The sequence below is a fragment of the Rhizobium sp. 01N424 genome (assembly GCF_056399485.1).
In genome coordinates this window covers 85,630-104,077 of sequence record NZ_JBFTRK010000005.1, presented here as the reverse complement: position 1 = coordinate 104,077, position 18,448 = coordinate 85,630, and the positions used below count along the sequence as shown (strand labels likewise).

The following is an 18,448-nucleotide window of genomic DNA, read 5'->3' as shown; positions in this document are numbered from 1 at the left end:
GGACAGCGAAAACCAGAAAGAATGTTGACGGTCGAGGGCCAAAGCCGTCATCTACGGGCACATCATTTCAGAGAACAGATTCATGGCATCGCGCGCATACAATATCCCGAACCTGCTGACCTACGGACGCATTCTTGCGGTGCCGCTGATCGTCATCTGCTTCTTCGTCGAGGGACGGCTGCAGAGCTCGGATCTCGCCCGCTGGGTCGCATTCTGGATCTTCGTCATCGCCTCGGTCACCGACTTCCTCGATGGCTATCTGGCGCGCATCTGGAACCAGACGTCGAATATCGGCCGCATGCTCGATCCGATCGCCGACAAGCTGCTGGTTGCCTCGATCCTGCTGCTGGTTGCCGCCGACGGCACGATTGCCGGCTGGTCGATCTGGGCGGCTATCATCATTCTCTGCCGCGAAATCCTGGTCTCCGGTCTGCGCGAATATCTGGCGGCGCTAAAGGTCAGCGTGCCCGTGACGCGCATTGCCAAGTGGAAGACGACGCTGCAACTGGTCGCCATCGCCTTTCTGCTGGCGGGCCCGGCCGGTGACGCCGTGCTGCCCTACACGACGCAGATCGGCATCGGCCTTCTCTGGGTCGCCGCCATCCTGACGATCTATACCGGCTACGACTATTTCCGCGCCGGCCTGAAGCATATCGTGGACGAAGAGTGATGACGCGTCTCGTCTATTTCGCCTGGGTGCGCGAGCGGATAGGCAAGAGCGAGGAGGAGATCGATCTCCCCGCCTCCGTCGTCACCGTCGCCGATCTTCTGAGTCATCTGAAGGGCTTGGGCGAAGAGTATGAGACCGCGCTTCAATATGAAAACGTCATCCGCGTAGCGCTCGACCAGGAGCATGTGGAGCACGACGAACCGATCGGCACGCCTCGCGAGATCGGGATCTTTCCGCCGATGACGGGCGGGTGAGATGGTGGGCGCCGAGCCAGTTCGCCCCCCTCTGCCCTGCCGGGCATCTCCCCCACAGGTGGGGAGATTGGCTGGGGGTGCAGGCTTCCCCAAACAATTGATGTTACAGAACGACCCAACGCAGGAGTGGCGCAGGGAGCAAGCCCCTTGTGATCTCCCCACCCGTGGGGGAGATGGCCGGCAGGCCAGAGGGGGGCTGACACGGCACAACCTCTCCAGGGTTGAAAACCGCCCATGACCACCTCCCCTACCATCCGCGTCCAGCGCGAAGACTTCGAGCTGCAGTGCGAACTCGACATGCTCTCCAAGAACAACCCCGGCATCGGCGCCATCGTCACCTTCACCGGCCTCTGCCGCGACGAAGGCGGGACGCTGTCGGCGCTGGAGCTGGAGCATTACCCCGGCATGGCCGAGGCCGAGATGCTCCGTATTGCCAATCTCGCGATCGAGCGCTTCGCCCTCAAGGGCCTGACCGCCATCCACCGCTTCGGCAAGATCGCCGCCGGTGAAAATATCGTCCTCGTCATCGCCGCAGCACCACATCGGCAGGCCGCTTTCGACGGCGCCAATTTCGTCATGGATTACCTGAAGACGTCCGCACCCTTCTGGAAGAAGGAGCATGGCAAGGATGGTTCGTCCGGGGACTGGGTCGCCGCAAGGGGCGCGGACGACACGGCCCGCGACAAGTGGAAATAATCAAGGAATGGCCCGCTCGCGCCGGCTCATGACCAGCAGGAAGACCAGCAGCGAAAAGACGACGAAGTCGCGCCAGAGGAACGGGCCGTAGGCGGTCCAGAGAGTTTCGGCAAAGCCTATTCCTGCTGCCCCGCCGGCCGATTTCAGCGGATCGGAATAGCCGCCTGCAGCCGAGATCATCAGCACCTTGAGGCCGAACAGCAGGCCGGCGCCGAAATCCATCGAGCCGTAGTAAAAGGTGGTGAGGATGCCGCAGACGGTGGCGACGAAGGCAGCGGCGACATAAGCGACGAGGAATACCTTGCTGGCGCTGGTGCCGCAGAGTTCGGCGGCCATGGGATCGTCGGTGACGGCCCGCCAGATGCGCCCGAGCGAGGTGCGGCGCAGGATCAGTGTTCCCGTCGCGATCAACAGGATCATCAATCCCGTATTGAGCAGCTGGATATAGGTCAGCGTCACCTTGAAAGCGGCATCGCTCCAGAACACCACAGTGCCGTTCAGCAGCGGCGGCAGCCAGATCTCGCGGGTCTCCGACGCCAGCCGCGCCGTTTCCATCAACAGGATGGTGACGCCGAGCGCGGCGACGATCACGGTGTTGGCCGAACGGCGTACCAGCGGCTGCATGATGCTGCGGCCAATCCAGAAACCGGTCAGCAGCGAATAGAGGAACGACATGGCGACGCCGATCGCCAGAGCCGCGGGCAGGATCAGCCACAGGCGGTTATAGGCAAAGTCGGTAAATAGCAGCAGCATCTGCCCGGCAAAGGCGAACATCGCACCATAGGTGATGTCAGCACGCTTGGTGACGCCGAAGGCGATCGCATAGCCGAAGGCCAGCGCGGCGTAGAGTGCCGCAAGAGGCACCGCATTCGCCAGCTGCTGCAGAAGATAGGCCATTCCAGTCCTCCGGATTTCCCGTAAAATAATAACTGGCAAAATGGCTTTTACCAGTTATATTTTCATCATGAGCTTTACATGGACCCAGCACCGCTTTTCCGGAGGCGCGCTCGCGCTTGATGTCGCCAACAGCGTGATCCTGCGCCATGACGCCGAACAAAGCATCGATCGCTTCGCAACGCCTGATCAGCTCGACAGCTTTCCGGCCGCCGCGGCGGCGTTTTGCGCCGAGCGGGCGCTGTTAGGTGATATGATGCCGGTTAAAGCAGCGAACCGCCCGGCCTTTATCGGCTTGCGCGAGGCTAGCGATCGCTATTTTCGCAGCCGCGTGGCCGGTGAGGATGATGATGGCCTTCTGGCCGATCTGCTCGAGCGGATTGCCGCCGCATTGCGCGGGGCTGCGCCCGGCGGGCTCGACGCGGCGACGGCGCATTCGGCGCTGCGGCTGATCGCCATGCCCGATCCCGAGAGAATGAAGATCTGCCGCAACTGCGGCTGGCTGTTCATCGACCGCAGCAAGAACAGAAGCCGCGCCTGGTGCGACATGACCGTCTGCGGCAACCGGGCGAAGGCCAGCCGCCACTACCGGCGCAAGAAGGAGGAGACGCCATGAAGATCAACGCGATTGCCGCGCTCGGCCTTTCGGCAATGCTGATCGCAGGCTGCCAGCGCGAGATGGAGAAGATGGTCGAGGTATCCGGCCACATCTTCGTCTTCAACTACCGCGTGGCGACCGCCACCTATCTGGTGACGCTGCGCAAGACTTCGCCGATCCCTGACGGCACTGTGGCGATCGCCGAATTTGAAAACCCGGCGGGCGGCGATCCGATCGTACTGCAGGAGAAGATCTTCCCCGCCTGGGACAAGATCACGCTGCAGAGCCCGGCGATCCATTGCGTGCGCAAGGACAAGCATTACGGCGCCAAGATCAAGCTGGTGGCCGCCGACGGCAAGACGCTGCAGGAACTGCAGACGCAGTTCGTCTCCGATGTCGATCAGGCGGCGATGCTGCCCAGCAAGCCGCTGGTGGTCGGGCCGTTCTACACGAAGAACCCGGACGTGTTTAAGGCCGACGGGACGGTGGATTATTCGAATACGGACAAGTGCCCGGCGGCTTGAGAGCTTTGCACGACGTCAAGTTCGCCGCGTCAGCCCAAACAAAAAGCCGGAGCAAAAGCCCCGGCTTCGAGAGTCATTTCAATCACATCAGCCCTCAGGCTGACATTCCGATTCAGCCGACGATTTCGGTGTCGGAGAACCAGTACTTGATTTCCTGGGCAGCGGTCTCAGGAGCGTCCGAGCCGTGAACCGAGTTCTCGCCGATCGAGAGAGCGTGAACCTTGCGGATCGTGCCTTCGTCAGCGTTTGCCGGGTTGGTCGCGCCCATGATTTCGCGGTTCTTCAGGATGGCGCCTTCGCCTTCCAGAACCTGAACGATGGTCGGGCCGGAGGTCATGCCTTCGACGAGTTCGCCGAAGAAGGGGCGTTCCTTGTGAACGGCGTAGAAGCCTTCAGCTTCGCGCTTGCTCATCCAGACGCGCTTGGAAGCGACGACGCGGAGGCCGGCATCTTCGAGCATCTTGGTGATAGCGCCCGTGAGGTTGCGCTTCGTTGCGTCCGGCTTGATCATCGAAAAGGTGCGTTCAATCGCCATTGGGTCAAATCCTCTGGTTTAGCGGGGAAAAGTGGGCGGTCTTTACCCGCCCCAACTCCCGAAAACAAGGGGGACGCGGCAATTTCACGCCGCTGTCACACCGCGTGCCCTGCCACCATGCAGGTCGAGGCAGCGATCGAGCCATGCGACGACCGGGTCATCGGCTGATAGCATCGACAATCCCGCCGTCACCCGCAGCCACTGCAGGGCGCCGAAGACGATGTAATCGGCAAAGAGCGGGCTCTCGCCGCCGATGAAGGGCTGGAACTTCAGCATGTGGCGCATGGGCTCGAGTTTGGCGGCAAAGGCCGCCTCTTCGGCGGCGCGTTCCGCGACGACATCCTCAAGCTTCCGGCCAAGCCGTTGTTCGCGGCTTTGGCGGAAATAAGCCTTGTCACCTTCGTCAAGCGCGCCGTGAATGTCCATCAGCGCCATCTTCATGATCGCCGTGTGGATCACCATCTGCGAATAGCCTTCGACCATCCGCGACAGCGCCTTGCCGCCCTCGCCGCCGAAGAGCGGCGGCCGGTCGGGATAGGCATCCTCGAGATAAAGCGCGATGGCAAAACTGTCGGAGACCAGATGGCCGTTGTCATCGAGCACCGGCAGGGTCGGCGAGAAACCGCCGCCGATCCTGACGATGCCGGCATAGGTCGTCGGGATCTCGTCGAATGCCAGCCCCTTGTGCGCCAGCGCCATCACCGCCTTCCAGCAATGCGGCGAGAAGAAATGCTGCGGCCGGGCGCCGCAGAGGGAATAGAGCGCAAGGGTCATGGCCGTCCTCTCGTGAATATCAGCCGCATTTCACGGCAAAGCGGCGCCGGGATCAAATGACGAAATCTGATGGGCGCCATCAGCTTCGGTGCTCGGCGCTTCAAGGTTGCATTAACCGCATTTTGCGCCTTTCCGGCGATGAGAGCCGGAGATACTGAAAATTCAAGCTATTTTAAAATCTGCAGTGCATAGCGAAAGGATAAGCCACCGCTAAAGCAAAGCCAGGGAACGGTGATGCAGACCACAACCAGAAATGCAGCACAGCGCGAGGGCGCCCGCCCTAGCCCGCAGAACGATGCGCAGAAGATCGCCGAGCATATGGCGCGGCTGAACATCGCCGGCCTGCCGCGGAATTACGAACTGCTGCACGAAGCCGTCTGCGTCCGCAACACGGCGCTTGCCACCGATATTTCCGCCCTCGGCAACCATCCGGCCCAGGCGCGGCTCGACGAACTCGGCCTCAAATACCGCCTCGTCAGCCATTGCGGCCTTGCCGCCGAAACCGCCGGCACCGAAGCGAGCAAGCTGTTGCGCGAAGCCGCCGACCGGCTGTCGGATGGGCTGAAGCAGAAACATGCCTTCGCGCGCGTCGCCGAGACGCTGCTGCAATCGCTCTCCGGCAATTCCGAACAGGGGCTCGATGCCTTCATGAGCGAGATGGAATATCTCGCCTCCTCGCTGGCGTCCGTCCTTGCCGCCGAGACCGAACTCGAAGCCAAGCTGCTCTCCGATGTCGAACGCATCGAAGCGCTGGAGCGTGGCGTTGCCGCGGTACAGGCCGCCTCGGTCACCGATCCGCTGACCGGCCTGCCGAACCGCATCGCGCTCGGCAATGCCATCGGCGAGCTCTACGAGCGCGACGAAGGGGCTGCCGGCAGCGCGCTTATCATGGTCGATATCGACGACTTCCGGCAGTTGAATGCCAAATATGGCGTGCAGGCCGGCAACAAGCTGATGAAGAAGCTGAGCAACCTGTTTCGCAAGTCGATCAAGAAGAACGACTTCGTCTCGCGTACCGAGGGCGACGAATTCGCCTTCATCTTCGCCAATGTCGGCATGCGCGACGCCATCGCCATTGCCGAGCGGCTGCGCCAGTCGGTCGAAGAGAACATGGTATTCGCGACGACGGACAAATCCGATCCGGGCACCCTCAGCATCTCGCTGGGCATCGCGCTCAGCGGCGATGCGGCAACCGGCGCGCAGCTGCAGGCCAATGCCCGCGTGGCACTGCTCGCCGCCCAGTCCAACCGCCGCCAGCCCATCCAGGCCTTCGGCCGCTGACGGCGTCTGACCCCTTGCCTTGATCGGCTGTTTCGGCCAAAACGCCGCGCATGATCACGATCACTGAAATCTCTGCCCGCATTGCCGGGCGCCTGCTTCTCGACCATGCCAGCGTGACGCTTCCGGCGGGCACCAAGGCCGGCCTTGTCGGGCGCAATGGCGCGGGCAAATCGACGCTCTTCCGTATCATCACCGGCGATCTCGGCGCCGAGACCGGGTCGGTCTCGATTCCAAAGAACGCCCGCATCGGCCAGGTGGCGCAGGAAGCGCCGGCCACCGAGCAGTCGCTGATCGAAATCGTGCTGTCGGCCGACAAGGAACGTGCGGCCCTTCTCAAGGAAGCCGAAACCGCGACCGATGCCCATCGCATCGCCGAAATCCAGACGCGCCTCGTCGATATCGACGCACACTCGGCCAAAGCGCGCGCTGCCAGCATTCTGGCCGGTCTCGGCTTCAACCAGGAAGCCCAGCTCAGGCCCGCCTCCTCCTTCTCCGGCGGCTGGCGCATGCGCGTGGCGCTCGCCTCGGTGCTGTTTGCCGAGCCCGACCTGCTTTTGCTCGACGAGCCGACCAACTATCTCGACCTCGAAGGCACGATGTGGCTTGAGGACTATGTGCGCCGCTATCCGCACACCGTCATCGTCATCAGCCACGACCGCGACATGCTGAACAACGCGGTCAATTCGATCGTTCATCTCGACCAGAAGAAGCTGACCTTCTATCGCGGCGGCTACGACCAGTTCGAGCGCCAGAAGGCGGAAGCTGACGAATTGCAGATGAAGGCCAAGGCGAAGAACGATGCGGCGCGCAAGCACCTGCAGAGCTTCATCGACCGCTTCAAGGCCAAGGCCTCCAAGGCCCGGCAGGCGCAGTCGCGCGTCAAGGCGCTGGAGCGCATGGGAACGGTTGCCGCCGTGATCGAGGATCACGTCCAGCCGATCACCTTCCCCGAGCCCGAAAGACAGCCGGCCTCGCCGATCGTCGCGATCCAGGGTGGCGCCGTCGGCTACGAGCCCGGCAAGCCGATCCTCAAGAACATCACGCTGCGCATCGACAATGACGATCGCATCGCCCTGCTCGGCTCGAACGGCAACGGCAAGTCCACCTTCGCAAAGTTCATTTCCGGACGTCTCGCGCCCGACGGCGGCGAGCTGAAAGTGGCATCGAACCTGAAGATCGGCTTTTTCGCCCAGCATCAGCTTGATGACCTCGTTCCCAACGAGACGCCGGTCGAGCATGTGCGCCGGCTGATGCCGACCGAGCCCGAGGCCAAGGTTCGCGCCCGCGTGGCGCAGATGGGGCTGGCGACCGAAAAGATGGCAACGGCCGCAAAGGATCTCTCCGGTGGCGAGAAGGCTCGGCTGCTGATGGGCCTGGCTGCCTTCCATGCGCCGAACCTGCTTATCCTCGACGAACCGACCAACCATCTCGATATCGACAGCCGCCGGGCGCTGATCGAGGCGCTGAACGACTATGAAGGCGCCGTCATCCTGATCTCGCACGACCGCCACCTGATCGAGGCGACCGTCGACCGGCTCTGGCTCGTCAACAACGGCACCGTTTCGAGCTTCGACGGCGACATGGACGAGTATCGCGACCTGATCGTCTCTTCCGGCAAGAAGAAGGACGACAAGCCGCAGAATGCCGACGATCCGGCAACCAAGGCCGAACAGCGCAAGCTGAACGCCGACAAGCGCGCCTCCTTTGCGCCGCTGAAGAAAAAGATCAACGAAATCGAATCGTTGACGGCCAAGCTGGAGAAACAGATTCAGGCGCTTGATGCAGAGCTTGCGGATCCGGCGCTCTACGAGAAGACCCCTGCCAAGGCGGCCGAGAAGGCGAAGCAGCGCGGCGAGACGGCAGCGAAACTGGCCGCTGCCGAAGAGCAGTGGCTGGAGCTTTCCTCCGAGTATGAAGAGGCCATGGCAGGTTAGAGCGTTTCCTGGTTATATTGAAGCATTCTGTTGGCTCAAACGGAGTCGGATGGTCGACCGGCTGGCGCGCGTCGTAGCCCAGATCTACGGCCAAGCCAGCCGGTCGATCAGGCGGCCCGTTTCAGCCAACCCCGCAGGGGCCGGGCATCTTTCCGCCAGGATCAAAGGCGATCGGCTCGACCGTACCCGAGGTATGCCCTTCGCCAATCGCCTTTGCCCTGTCGAAAACATGCTCCGGCAGAATGTTTCAATATAACCAGGAAACGCTCAAGCCACAGACCCCTGAAAAGGCTGCGGCAGAACGGCACAAGTTAACGCCCGGGCATCCGATTTAAACCGATCGTTAACCATAATTCGAAAGGTTGTCTCAACATTCATTACTGATTTGTTGAGCCCCTTTCATGTCCCGTATCGCCCTTCTTTCGAGTGTCCTCATCTCGCTTGCCCTTTGCGGCTGCCAGACGACCAAGCAGCCTGCTCCCGACAAGACGATCAAGACGTCTTCGATCAAGACCGAGGAAAGCGAAGCCGGTTTCCCGAAGCCCGCCAATCTGGCCTTCGGCGAAACCCACCATCTGGCCGGCCGCGTGCTGACGGTTTCCTCGCTGAAGGATTTGAAGCTCGAGCCGAAGGAAGTCGTGCTTTCCTTCGACGACGGCCCGATCCCCGGCCGGACCGACCGGGTGCTGGCAACGCTCGACCGCTTCGGCGTCAAGGGCGCCTTCATGATGGTCGGCGAGATGGCCGCACTGCATCCGGAATTGGCGCGCCGCGTTGCCATGGAAGGCAATACGATCGGCAGCCACACCTACAAACACCCGAACCTCAACACGCTGTCCTTCGACCAGGCGATCGCCGAGATCACCCGCGGCGAGGCTGCCGTGACCAAGGCAACCGGCACCGACGTCAATTTCTTCCGCTTCCCCTATCTCGCCGACAGCCGCAAGCTTCGCGGTGCCGTCGCGGCGCGCGAGATGATCGTCATGGATGTCGATGTCGATACCAAGGATTATTTCACCTCGACGCCGGAACAGGTTGCCGATCGCGCGATGAACCGGCTTCGCCAGCGCGGCCGCGGCATCATCCTGATGCACGACATCCATAAGCGCACCGCGGCGATGCTCCCTGCCCTGCTCGCGCGGCTGGAAGCCGAGGGCTACAAGGTGGTGACGCTGAAGTACAAGAAAGATAACCGCGCCGTCGAAATGGCCTCGCTTTGAGGGTGACATGACGGCTTGCCCGGCTGTAGCATTCTGATAAAACAAGCGCCCAATAAATCATACTTTTGAGCGAAACACCGGAGCGAACACCCGTCATGTCCCCCATCAACCTCGCCATCGTCGGCGTCGGCAAGATCGTCCGCGACCAGCATCTTCCTTCCATCGCCAAGAATGGCGATTACAAGCTCGTCGCCACGGCGAGCCGCCATGGCACCGTGGAGGGTATCCAGAGCTTTACGACGATCGAAGCGATGCTTGAGGCCGTGCCCGAGATCGACGCCGTCTCGCTCTGCATGCCGCCGCAGTACCGCTATGAAGCGGCCTACAAGGCGCTTTCGGCCGGCAAGCACGTCTTCCTCGAAAAGCCGCCGGGCGCAACGCTGAGCGAAGTGGCAGACCTCGAAGCGCTGGCCGCCAAGAAGGGTGTCTCGCTGTTTGCCAGCTGGCACTCGCGCTATGCCGCAGCCGTCGAGGCCGCCAAGGATTTTCTCGCCAAGACCGAGATCAAGAACGTCCACGTCATCTGGAAGGAAGATGTCCGTCACTGGCATCCGAACCAGGACTGGATCTGGCAGGCAGGCGGCCTTGGCGTCTTCGACCCTGGCATCAACGCTCTGTCGATCGTCACCCACATCCTGCCGCGGGCGATCTTCCTTACCGGCGCAACGCTGGAGTTTCCTGAAAACCGCGATGCGCCGATCGCTGCCGACCTGCATTTCCGCGACGCCGGAGCGATGACCGTCCACGGCGAATTCGACTGGCGCCAGACCGGCAAGCAGAGCTGGGACATCATCGCCGAGACGGCAGCGGGTCGGATGGAACTTGCCGAAGGCGGCTCGAAGCTCTCGGTCAACGGCGAACTGACGTTCTCCGCACCGGAAGAGGAATATCCGTCGCTCTACCGTCGCTTTGCCGAGATCATCAAGGCCCGCCAGTCCGACGTCGATCTGGCACCGCTGCGCCATGTTGCCGACGCTTTCATGCTCGGCAAGCGCAAGTTCGTGGAAGCCTTCCACGATTGATCACAGAGCACTGCGGCCCATGCGCCGCATCTCTATCTGAAAGCGAGGGCGGAGATGGCCGAAAGCAAAGCGGAAATGACCGCCCTCCTCAAGGAAGTCGCAGACAGCCCGAAGCGCGACAACAGCGCCTATCACGCCGCCATGGCTGAGGCCCGGCACGCCTTCGAGAAGGCCGAAGCCGCGCTCGGCGGGCCGGTGACGCTGAAAACCAAGGCAAAGCTGAAACGCAACGGCGACTATGTCGTGAAGTGGAAGTTCAAGCGGGACGGCTGAGCGGCGCGCCTACGCCTTTTTCTCCCAGCGCCCCTCGGGCGTCTGCTGCCAGTATGTGAGGGTGTGGCCCTCGCCCTTCAGCTTCTTCCACTGGGCGCGCGCGCCTTCAAGCTGCTCATGATCGTAACCGTCGAACATGAAGACAATGCGCTCGTAGGTATCGGCCACCGGCGGCTCGGCACCATCGACGATGAAGCGGACCGTGGCCTGATTGGCGTTGTCGCCGCTCACCGTTAGGAGCACGGGCTGGTTTGCGGCCTGCTCGGTCTCATCCGTGCCGTGCGGCAGGAAGCTTTCTTCACGGTAGGTCCAGAGATGCGCATCGAGAGCATCACGCCGCGCCGGCTCCTTGAGCTGGATGGCAACACGCCAGCCGCGCTCGACGCTCTTGTCGACGAGCGGCGGCAGGGCGTCCTCCAGCTTGGATTCGGTCAGATGGTAGAAAAGGACTTCGGTCATGCCTGCATTCTGGCCTGTGATCAGGCCTCGTAGTGATCGCGGACGAGCTGGTCGAGCAGCCGGACGCCGAAGCCGGAGCCCCAGGACTGGTTGATCTCGTCCTGCGGCGAGCCGAGCGCGGTGCCGGCAATATCAAGATGCGCCCAGGGGGTTTCCTGCACGAAACGCTTCAGGAAGTGGGCGGCGGTGATCGAGCCCGCATAACGGCCGCCGGTGTTCTTCATGTCGGCGAATTTGGAATCGATCATCTTGTCGTAGTCTCGCCCGAGCGGCATTCGCCAGAGCTTCTCGTTGGCCGTCAGACCGGCGGATGTCAGCTGCGCCGAAAGCGTGTCGTCATTCGAGAACAGGCCGGCATGGACATTGCCGAGCGCCACCATGATGGCGCCGGTCAACGTCGCCAGATTGATCATGAAACGCGGCTTGAAGCGGTCATTGCAATACCAGAGCGCATCGCAAAGCACGAGGCGGCCTTCGGCATCGGTGTTGATGATCTCGATCGTCTGGCCGGACATCGATGTGACGATATCGCCCGGGCGTTGTGCGTTGCCATCAGGCATGTTCTCGACGAGGCCGATGATGCCGACGGCGTTGACGTCAGCCTTGCGGGCCGCGAGCACATGCATCAGGCCGATGACGGCGGCAGCCCCGCCCATATCACCCTTCATGTCCTCCATGCCGGCAGCCGGCTTGATGGAAATGCCGCCGGTGTCGAAGACGACGCCCTTGCCGATGAAGGCGATCGGCCGGTCCTTCGCCTTGCCGCCCTTCCAATGCATGATGGCGAGGCGCGGCGGGCGAACGGAGCCCTGGGCGACGCCGAGGAGCGCGCCCATGCCAAGCCGCTTCATCTCGCGCTCGGTGAGGATTTCGACTTCGACGCCGAGCTTTTCGAGCTCCTTGGCCTTGGCGGCGAATTCGACCGGACCCAGCACATTCGGCGGCTCGTTGACGAGATCACGGGCCAGATTGACGCCTTCGGCAACCGCATCGGAATCCGCCAGTGCCTTCTTGGCGCCGCTCGCATCCGCAGTGACGACGGTGATCTTCGCCGATTTACCGTTGGCTTTTTCGTCTTCTTCCGACTTCTTCGTCTTGTAGGTGTCGAAGCTGTAGGCGCGCAGCAGCATGCCGAGCGAGAAGTCGGCGGCGGCCTTTGCAGTGATGGCAGCGCCTGGCGCATCGATGAAGATAGTCGCCTTGTCGGCGCCCTTGACCTTGGCGGCGGCGATACCGCCGAGCTTCAGCCAGTCATGCGACGTCAGGTCCTGCGGCTTGCCGATGCCGATGACGAACAGGCGGTCGGCGGGCGAGCCCTCGGGCGCGACGAGATCAAGCGCCGACATCGCCTTGGCGGAAAACTTGGCAATCTTGGAAGCCTTGGCAATAATACCGGCCGGATCGGCAATGTCGGCACCGGCTGCCAGTTCGCCATCGCCTGCCTTCAGAAGGACGGCGAGACCGCCACTGATCTTGGCCGATTTCGCGAATGAAATATCGAATTTAACAGACATGTCTTCTCCCTGCGGATTCGCAAAGGAATCCCGTTTGGCGGCGATCATTCCGGGTTTCAGGGGCGAAAACAAGACGTGATCGGAAGCCCATGGACAAATCCACGCCGCCAAGGCAGAAAGCCACCGCGCCGCAGGAAGGCTCCGAGAACGGAAGACGTTACCAGTGATAGCAGCCCTCAAGACCTATATGTCATACCGGAGAATCGGCTTTCCGCCTGCCGCAACGGATATCTTCGTGGTGCTCTTCTGTCTCTGGTGGGTGCTGCTGATCGTCTTCTCGGCATTCCCGCAGATCGATCTTGCCACCTCGCGCTATTTCTTCACACCGGCAACCTGCGACGCCACCTCACAGGCCGGAGATATTTGCGGCGCGTTCATGGCGGCCAATAACTGGTTTCTTAAGAACCTGCGGATGATCTTCTTCCGGCTGCCCTATGTGGTCGCGATCATCCAGCTTTGTATGCTGATCGCCTGCTACACGCAGCATGGCTCGACCTTCAAGGCCGCACGGGCGCGCAATCTGAAGATCGCATTGAGCTCGCTGCTGATCGGCCCGGGACTGATCGTCAATGTGATCCTGAAGGAGCATTGGGGCCGCCCTCGCCCTGTGTCCGTGATCGATTTCGGCGGCATGATGGATTTCGTGCGGGCCGGATCCTTTGCGGGAAAATGCGTCAGCAACTGTTCCTTCATCTCCGGCGAAGCGGCGAGCGCCGGATGGCTGCTCTGTCTGCTGATTTTCATCCCGCAACCGGCCAGAACAGGCCTTTTTCTGCCAATACTGGCAATTTCGCTGCTGACACCAGTGATGCGGCTTGCTTTCGGCGGTCATTTTCTCTCCGACATCGTGCTCGGCTGGCTGCTTGCGGTCGTCGTCTTTGCCGGGATCTATGCCTTCACAGATTCGTCACACCGGGCAAAAAATTCTGAAATTTGAATGAATTTTTCAAGCGGACAGGTCGCAAAAGCGAAACAAACATCGTAGATGGATTCCGCTGCAAGGCGCTCGCCTCGCAGACCGACCAAGGGCAGGCATGAAACTTCTCGAGATTTACATATTGCGGCGTGTCGGCCAGATGTTCCTCGTAGCGCTGTTGCCAGTGCTGGCGATCATCTGGACGACTCAGGTGCTGCAGCGCGTCAATCTCGTAACCGACAGTGGTCAGTCGGTTGGATCCTTCGCGATGCTCGCGACACTGATCCTTCCCTCGATCATTCCCGTCGTCCTGCCCTTCGCGCTCGTTATCGGCATCACTCAGACGCTGACGACGATGAACAACGATTCCGAACTGACGGTCATTGATGCGGCTGGCGCCAAGCGCAGCATCCTCGTGCGTCCCATTCTGCTGCTTGCCGCGCTGATCAGCGTCTTTTCGTTCTTTGTCGACAACGTCGTCGAGCCGAAGGCCAAGACCGGCGTACGCCAGATGGTCGCCGAGACCTACGCTGACCTGCTCTCGACAGTCATCGAAGAGAAAAACTTCCGTAAAATCGATGACGGCCTCTTTGTTCAGATCTCCGAACGCCTAGCAGGGCGCGTGTTGCGCGGCTTGTTCGTCGTCGATGAACGTGATCCGGCGTTCGACATGATCTATTATGCCCGTGAGGGTGCTGTCGATCCGAGCGGGGCGTCGCTGCTGATGAAGGACGGCGAAGTTCAGCGAAAGACGCGTGATGGCAACGTTTCGATTATCCGCTTCGATTCCTATTCATTTGACTTGTCGGATCTGACTGAAAACCGTGGCCAGGCGACGCTGCGCGCCAGCGACCGGGACCTGGGATACCTGCTCAATCCCGATACGACAGACAAGGATTACATAGCGAAACCGGGCACTTACACCGCTGAGCTGCACCGGCGCCTGACGGATTGGACACTGCCTTTCGTCTTCGCCCTGATATCGCTGGTGATTGCCGGCGATGCGCGATCTCACCGTCAAGCGCGGCTCCACCCGATGATCGGAGCGCTCAGCCTTTCGTTTGCGCTTCGCTGGGCGTCCTTCTATGCGGCAAACGAGATCGATACCCGCCCCACGTTTATCGCCATCCTCTACGGCATTCCGGTCGTCGCTTCGGTGATCTCCATCGTGTTCCTGAACCTTCATGGACGCTTCTCTGTGACCACGGGCATCGGAAGCGTTTGGCTTTGGATTCGAACGGCCGCGTCCTCCTATCTTCCCAGGAAGAATGGAAATTCGGGAGGGAACGCATGATTTTCGGGACACTCGGACGTTATTTCTTTCGCCGCTACCTCACGACCACGATCTGGTTCTTTCTCGGCATTATCAGCATCGTGTTTCTGATCGACTTTAGCGAAACGGCGACGAGAATGTCCGGCCTGCCGGGCTATACTGTTGCCAGCGGGCTTGTCATGACGGCTGTGCGGCTCCCTCTGCTGCTTCAGCAAACCATTCCATTCATCGCGCTGTTTGTCGGGATGACAGTTTTGATCGGGCTCAACCGCAAATATGAGCTTGTCGTTACGCGTGCTGCCGGCATCTCTGTCTGGCAGTTCATGGCCCCCTTTGCCGCCGGAGCCCTGCTGCTTGGCGTATTTACCGTCGCGGTCATCAACCCCATCGCTGCCTGGGGGCAGCGTCAAGCGGCGTTGCTAGAAACGGATTGGCGCGGGCAGGACAAGATCGCCAACGCGTCATCGCAGATACCTTGGATTCGGCAGATCAGCGGCCAAGATGATGTGATCATCGGAGCAAAATCGATTGTCGAGAATGGTACGCTGCTGATGGACGCCGTGCTCGTCCACTTCAATTCCGATGGGGAAGTGATCCTGAGGCAGGACGCAAAGTCGGCAAAGTTGGAAGATGGTTACTGGCTTCTTAAGGACGTCATCGAGCGTCGGCCCGGCGAAATCGTGCAGCGTAAGGATACGCTACAACTGCGTACCAATTTGAAGCAGGACTTTGTCAGAGAGCGCCTTACGCCACCTGAAACCATTGCTTTCTTTGATCTTTCGAACAGAATAGCAATAGCGAAGTCATTCGGCGTTCCGACCAAGGCGCTGGAGACCCAATTCCACTCACTGCTGTCGCAGCCACTGCTGCTCGTGGCGATGACTCTCATTGCTGCAACAGTGTCCCTAAAATTTAGCCGGTTCAACCAATCGAGGTCCGTGATTCTGGGTGGAATCCTCTCAGGCTTCGTGCTTTATGTGCTGACCGTGCTTGTGAAAGCATTTGGAAGCAGCGGAGTCGTACCGCCTTTCGTGGCGGCCTGGATTCCGGTAGTCGTCGCGCTCGCATTCGGTGCAACGATTCTGCTTCATCAGGAGGATGGCTAGTGGCGGCAGGCAACCGCAAGACTTTGAGTAAACACATGGTTGCCCTGCTTGCAGGCGTGACTCTGCTTAGCTACTCCGGAAGCATTCCAGAAGTCTTCGCACAGGAAAATCAGGCATCGCAAAAGCTCCAGCCGAAGGTTGAAGCCGGTCAAAAGCTCGTGCTTTCGGCCAACGAATTGATTTACAACAAGGACTCGCAGATCGTTTCGGTGATCGGCGGCGTCCAGATCAATTATGCCGGCTACAAACTTGTGGCCCAGCGCGTCGAATACAACCAGAAGACCGGCCGGATGATGGCGCTGGGCAACATCGAGATGATCAGTCCCGATGGCAACCGGATGTATTCTGACAAGCTCGATGTGACCGACGACTTTGCCAACGGTTTCATCAATGCGCTGCGCATTGAGACGGCGGACAATACCCGAATCGTGGCCGAAAGCGGCGAGCGCGTCGGCGGCACGCAGATGATCCTGAATAAGGGTGTCTACACGGCCTGCCTTCCATGCGCCGAACAGCCGGACAAGGCGCCATTCTGGCAGGTGAAAGCCCAGCGCGTCATTCAGAACGGCGAAAAGCATACGATCCGCCTCGAACATGCGCGGCTGGAGCTTCTCGGTACGCCGATTGCCTACCTTCCCTGGATCGAAGTTCCGGACAATACGGTCAAGCGCAAGTCGGGCTTCCTGTTCCCGACCATGAGCACATCGCAGAACCTGGGCTTCGGCCTCTCTGTTCCGTATTACTACGTCTTCTCTCCGAGCATGGACGCAACCGTAACCGGTACCGGCTATACGCAGCAGGGTTTCCTGCTCGATACCGAATTCCGGCAGCGCTTTGAAAACGGCACGCACACGTTGCGCATCGCTGGCATCAATCAGCTTAGTCCGGAAAGCTTTACGGCGGGCACGAGCGACCAGCGCGACGATCGCGGCATGATCGCGTCGAAGGCGGACTTTAAGATCAATCCGCGCTGGAGCTTCGGCTGGGACGTTATGTACCAGTCGGACAACAATTTCTCGCGAACATATGAGCTGAAGGGCTACTCGGGAACGACGCAAACCAACCAAGCTTACCTGACGGGTCTCGGAAAGCGCAATTACTTCGACATGCGCGCCTTCTATTTCGACGTGCAGGACGCCGATCGGACCAGCGAAAGTGAAAAACAGCAGGCCATCGTCTATCCGACGATGGACTATCACTATGTCGCGCCGCAGCCGCTGGCTGGGGGAGAGTTGTCACTCGACGTTAACCTGACCAATATTTCGCGTACGCACGACGACTTCTTCGACAACCCTCTCGGCGAGGACCGCTTCTCGCTCAAGGGGCAATACAGCCGCCTTAGTGGCGAACTGGAATGGAAGCGCACTTTCGTGACGCCGGCTGGCGTTCTCATCACGCCGCTTCTTGCCGCGAGGGCCGACGCCCTCTCGGTGAATATGGATGACCCCAATTCCATTGCTGGAGCCAATTACGCTGGTGACTTCGACAACGGCGACGCCGCGACGCGAGGCATGGTGACCGCAGGCCTCGAAGCCCGTTACCCGTTCCTGATCACCACTGACAACAGCACCCATGTGATCGAGCCGATCGCGCAGATTTACGCGCGGCCCGACGAGCCTCTTGCAGGCGCATTGCCGAACGAGGACGCGCAGAGCTTCGTCTTCGACGCGACCAACCTCTTCGACCGGGACAAGTTCTCGGGCTATGACCGTATCGAGGGCGGCACGCGCGCCAATATCGGCTTCCAGTATACCGGCTCGTTCGACAACGGCTACAAGCTGCATGGCATCTTCGGCCAATCCTATCAGCTGGCCGGCAAAAATTCGTTTGCCAGCCCGGATCTGGTCAATGTCGGCAGCGAATCCGGCCTTGAGACCACACGTTCCGATTATGTTGGCCTCGCTGGAATCGAGACGCCGCAGGGGCTGGCGCTGGCTGCCTCTTATCGTCTCGATGAAAAAGATCTGTCACTCAACCGGGGCGACTTCACCGCCGGTTTTCAGAATGACACGTTCCAGAGTCAGTTGATCTACACTCACATTACCGCGCAACCGGACTATGGCCTGTCCAGCGATGCGGATGAAATCCAGACGAAGGCGAGTGTCAAATTCAAGGACTACTGGTCGATCTTCGGTGGTATTGCCTGGGATCTCAACAATGATGTCATTTCAAAGAAGAGCATCGGTCTCTCCTATGAAGACGAATGCACAATCTTCACCATCGCCTACACCGACAAGCGCGACATCAGCGACGAGTCGGCAAGCGATTGGACAATCGGTGCCAGGCTGACGTTCCGGACCCTCGGCGACATCAAGCTCGGGGACTTCGACAACCCGGACAGCAAAATCTATAACAACTGAGACGGATGACGTGACGGCGAAAGAAAGAGAGCCTTTCTTTCGCCGCAACAGTTTTGCAGGACATTGCCGTCAGCAATTATCTGAGGCATAGGAAAGCATCATTTCTGCTGGAATGACTGTCCGGTTGCCGCGATGGAAGGAAATA

19 protein-coding genes are annotated in these 18,448 nt (G+C 60.4%); 14 read left to right on the top strand and 5 right to left on the bottom strand.

Going from position 1 to position 18,448, the window contains the following annotated elements; translation table 11 throughout:
• Positions 1–82: 82 nt before the first annotated feature.
• From pgsA to AC1DNK_RS15275, 3 genes are all read left to right on the top strand, one after another.
• Positions 83–670: a CDP-diacylglycerol--glycerol-3-phosphate 3-phosphatidyltransferase gene (pgsA, locus tag AC1DNK_RS15285; protein ID WP_112389555.1), complete on the top strand. Its 588-nt coding sequence runs from the start codon at positions 83–85 to the stop codon at positions 668–670.
• Positions 670–924: a molybdopterin converting factor subunit 1 gene (gene moaD / locus AC1DNK_RS15280; protein ID WP_310298185.1), complete on the top strand. Its 255-nt coding sequence runs from the start codon at positions 670–672 to the stop codon at positions 922–924. The genes pgsA and moaD overlap by 1 nt, the downstream gene beginning before the upstream one ends.
• A 234-nt stretch (positions 925–1,158) precedes the next feature.
• Complete coding sequence (locus AC1DNK_RS15275; protein WP_477941943.1) at positions 1,159–1,620, top strand: molybdenum cofactor biosynthesis protein MoaE; 462 nt, start codon at positions 1,159–1,161, stop codon at positions 1,618–1,620.
• Here AC1DNK_RS15275 and AC1DNK_RS15270 read toward each other — a convergent pair whose 3' ends face one another.
• Positions 1,621–2,517, bottom strand: a complete 897-nt coding sequence (locus tag AC1DNK_RS15270) for an ABC transporter permease subunit (protein ID WP_477941942.1) — start codon at positions 2,515–2,517, stop codon at positions 1,621–1,623.
• 67 nt (positions 2,518–2,584) lie between these two features.
• Between AC1DNK_RS15270 and AC1DNK_RS15265 the strand changes: the two genes are divergently transcribed.
• Entirely contained in the window at positions 2,585–3,130 is a 546-nt protein-coding gene (locus AC1DNK_RS15265) for a CGNR zinc finger domain-containing protein (RefSeq protein ID WP_477942187.1), read from the top strand.
• Positions 3,127–3,636, top strand: a complete 510-nt coding sequence (locus AC1DNK_RS15260) for a hypothetical protein (protein WP_477941941.1) — start codon at positions 3,127–3,129, stop codon at positions 3,634–3,636. The genes AC1DNK_RS15265 and AC1DNK_RS15260 overlap by 4 nt, the downstream gene beginning before the upstream one ends.
• A gap of 112 nt (positions 3,637–3,748) precedes the next feature.
• Here the strand turns inward: AC1DNK_RS15260 and ndk are convergent, their stop codons facing one another.
• Entirely contained in the window at positions 3,749–4,171 is a 423-nt protein-coding gene (gene ndk, locus AC1DNK_RS15255) for a nucleoside-diphosphate kinase (protein ID WP_016553456.1), read from the bottom strand.
• Between the two features lie 84 nt (positions 4,172–4,255).
• Entirely contained in the window at positions 4,256–4,945 is a 690-nt protein-coding gene (locus AC1DNK_RS15250; RefSeq protein WP_477941940.1) for a glutathione S-transferase family protein, read from the bottom strand.
• A gap of 234 nt (positions 4,946–5,179) precedes the next feature.
• On the opposite strand from AC1DNK_RS15250, the gene AC1DNK_RS15245 reads away from it, so the two are divergent.
• From AC1DNK_RS15245 to AC1DNK_RS15225, 5 genes are all read left to right on the top strand, one after another.
• Positions 5,180–6,226, top strand: coding sequence for a GGDEF domain-containing protein (locus AC1DNK_RS15245; RefSeq protein ID WP_477941939.1), 1,047 nt, complete (start codon positions 5,180–5,182; stop codon positions 6,224–6,226).
• Positions 6,227–6,276: 50 nt separating this feature from the next.
• Complete coding sequence (locus AC1DNK_RS15240) at positions 6,277–8,160, top strand: ABC-F family ATP-binding cassette domain-containing protein (protein ID WP_477941938.1); 1,884 nt, start codon at positions 6,277–6,279, stop codon at positions 8,158–8,160.
• 401 nt (positions 8,161–8,561) lie between these two features.
• Entirely contained in the window at positions 8,562–9,380 is an 819-nt protein-coding gene (locus tag AC1DNK_RS15235; RefSeq protein WP_477941937.1) for a polysaccharide deacetylase family protein, read from the top strand.
• Positions 9,381–9,475: 95 nt separating this feature from the next.
• A complete protein-coding gene (locus AC1DNK_RS15230) occupies positions 9,476–10,402 on the top strand; it encodes a Gfo/Idh/MocA family protein (protein WP_477941935.1) in 927 nt (308 codons plus the stop codon).
• A gap of 54 nt (positions 10,403–10,456) precedes the next feature.
• Positions 10,457–10,675: a hypothetical protein gene (locus AC1DNK_RS15225; RefSeq protein WP_477941934.1), complete on the top strand. Its 219-nt coding sequence runs from the start codon at positions 10,457–10,459 to the stop codon at positions 10,673–10,675.
• Positions 10,676–10,684: 9 nt separating this feature from the next.
• On the opposite strand, the gene AC1DNK_RS15220 is transcribed toward AC1DNK_RS15225, so the two are convergent.
• Both AC1DNK_RS15220 and AC1DNK_RS15215 read right to left on the bottom strand, forming a co-directional pair.
• Positions 10,685–11,134, bottom strand: a complete 450-nt coding sequence (locus tag AC1DNK_RS15220; protein WP_477941933.1) for a DNA polymerase III subunit chi — start codon at positions 11,132–11,134, stop codon at positions 10,685–10,687.
• A gap of 20 nt (positions 11,135–11,154) precedes the next feature.
• Positions 11,155–12,648 (bottom strand): leucyl aminopeptidase, encoded by a 1,494-nt coding sequence (locus AC1DNK_RS15215; RefSeq protein ID WP_477941932.1) that lies wholly within the window; start codon positions 12,646–12,648, stop codon positions 11,155–11,157.
• 187 nt (positions 12,649–12,835) lie between these two features.
• Between AC1DNK_RS15215 and AC1DNK_RS15210 the strand changes: the two genes are divergently transcribed.
• From AC1DNK_RS15210 to AC1DNK_RS15195, 4 genes are all read left to right on the top strand, one after another.
• The gene (locus tag AC1DNK_RS15210) at positions 12,836–13,585 is read left to right on the top strand and encodes a phosphatase PAP2 family protein (protein WP_477941930.1); all 750 of its coding nucleotides are present in this window, start codon (positions 12,836–12,838) and stop codon (positions 13,583–13,585) included.
• Positions 13,586–13,682: 97 nt separating this feature from the next.
• On the top strand, positions 13,683–14,858 hold the full coding sequence (locus AC1DNK_RS15205; RefSeq protein ID WP_477941929.1) for an LptF/LptG family permease: 1,176 nt from the start codon (positions 13,683–13,685) through the stop codon (positions 14,856–14,858).
• Positions 14,855–15,943 (top strand): LPS export ABC transporter permease LptG, encoded by a 1,089-nt coding sequence (gene lptG, locus AC1DNK_RS15200; protein ID WP_477941926.1) that lies wholly within the window; start codon positions 14,855–14,857, stop codon positions 15,941–15,943. Before AC1DNK_RS15205 ends, lptG begins: the two co-directional genes overlap by 4 nt.
• The gene (locus AC1DNK_RS15195) at positions 15,943–18,303 is read left to right on the top strand and encodes an LPS-assembly protein LptD (protein ID WP_477941925.1); all 2,361 of its coding nucleotides are present in this window, start codon (positions 15,943–15,945) and stop codon (positions 18,301–18,303) included. Before lptG ends, AC1DNK_RS15195 begins: the two co-directional genes overlap by 1 nt.
• Positions 18,304–18,448: the final 145 nt, after the last annotated feature.

Excerpts from the sequence above, each read along its gene's own strand:
- moaD (WP_310298185.1), top strand. The coding sequence starts at position 670 with ATGACGCGTCTCGTCTATTTCGCCTGGGTGCGCGAGCGGATAGGCAAG.
- AC1DNK_RS15230 (WP_477941935.1), top strand. The coding sequence starts at position 9,476 with ATGTCCCCCATCAACCTCGCCATCGTCGGCGTCGGCAAGATCGTCCGC.
- AC1DNK_RS15210 (WP_477941930.1), top strand. The coding sequence starts at position 12,836 with ATGTCATACCGGAGAATCGGCTTTCCGCCTGCCGCAACGGATATCTTC.
- AC1DNK_RS15205 (WP_477941929.1), top strand. The coding sequence starts at position 13,683 with ATGAAACTTCTCGAGATTTACATATTGCGGCGTGTCGGCCAGATGTTC.
- AC1DNK_RS15260 (WP_477941941.1), top strand. The coding sequence starts at position 3,127 with ATGAAGATCAACGCGATTGCCGCGCTCGGCCTTTCGGCAATGCTGATC.
- AC1DNK_RS15250 (WP_477941940.1), bottom strand. The coding sequence starts at position 4,945 with ATGACCCTTGCGCTCTATTCCCTCTGCGGCGCCCGGCCGCAGCATTTC.
- AC1DNK_RS15225 (WP_477941934.1), top strand. The coding sequence starts at position 10,457 with ATGGCCGAAAGCAAAGCGGAAATGACCGCCCTCCTCAAGGAAGTCGCA.
- AC1DNK_RS15245 (WP_477941939.1), top strand. The coding sequence starts at position 5,180 with ATGCAGACCACAACCAGAAATGCAGCACAGCGCGAGGGCGCCCGCCCT.
- AC1DNK_RS15275 (WP_477941943.1), top strand. The coding sequence starts at position 1,159 with ATGACCACCTCCCCTACCATCCGCGTCCAGCGCGAAGACTTCGAGCTG.
- lptG (WP_477941926.1), top strand. The coding sequence starts at position 14,855 with ATGATTTTCGGGACACTCGGACGTTATTTCTTTCGCCGCTACCTCACG.
- AC1DNK_RS15240 (WP_477941938.1), top strand. The coding sequence starts at position 6,277 with ATGATCACGATCACTGAAATCTCTGCCCGCATTGCCGGGCGCCTGCTT.
- AC1DNK_RS15215 (WP_477941932.1), bottom strand. The coding sequence starts at position 12,648 with ATGTCTGTTAAATTCGATATTTCATTCGCGAAATCGGCCAAGATCAGT.
- ndk (WP_016553456.1), bottom strand. The coding sequence starts at position 4,171 with ATGGCGATTGAACGCACCTTTTCGATGATCAAGCCGGACGCAACGAAG.
- pgsA (WP_112389555.1), top strand. The coding sequence starts at position 83 with ATGGCATCGCGCGCATACAATATCCCGAACCTGCTGACCTACGGACGC.
- AC1DNK_RS15220 (WP_477941933.1), bottom strand. The coding sequence starts at position 11,134 with ATGACCGAAGTCCTTTTCTACCATCTGACCGAATCCAAGCTGGAGGAC.
- AC1DNK_RS15270 (WP_477941942.1), bottom strand. The coding sequence starts at position 2,517 with ATGGCCTATCTTCTGCAGCAGCTGGCGAATGCGGTGCCTCTTGCGGCA.
- AC1DNK_RS15265 (WP_477942187.1), top strand. The coding sequence starts at position 2,585 with ATGAGCTTTACATGGACCCAGCACCGCTTTTCCGGAGGCGCGCTCGCG.
- AC1DNK_RS15235 (WP_477941937.1), top strand. The coding sequence starts at position 8,562 with ATGTCCCGTATCGCCCTTCTTTCGAGTGTCCTCATCTCGCTTGCCCTT.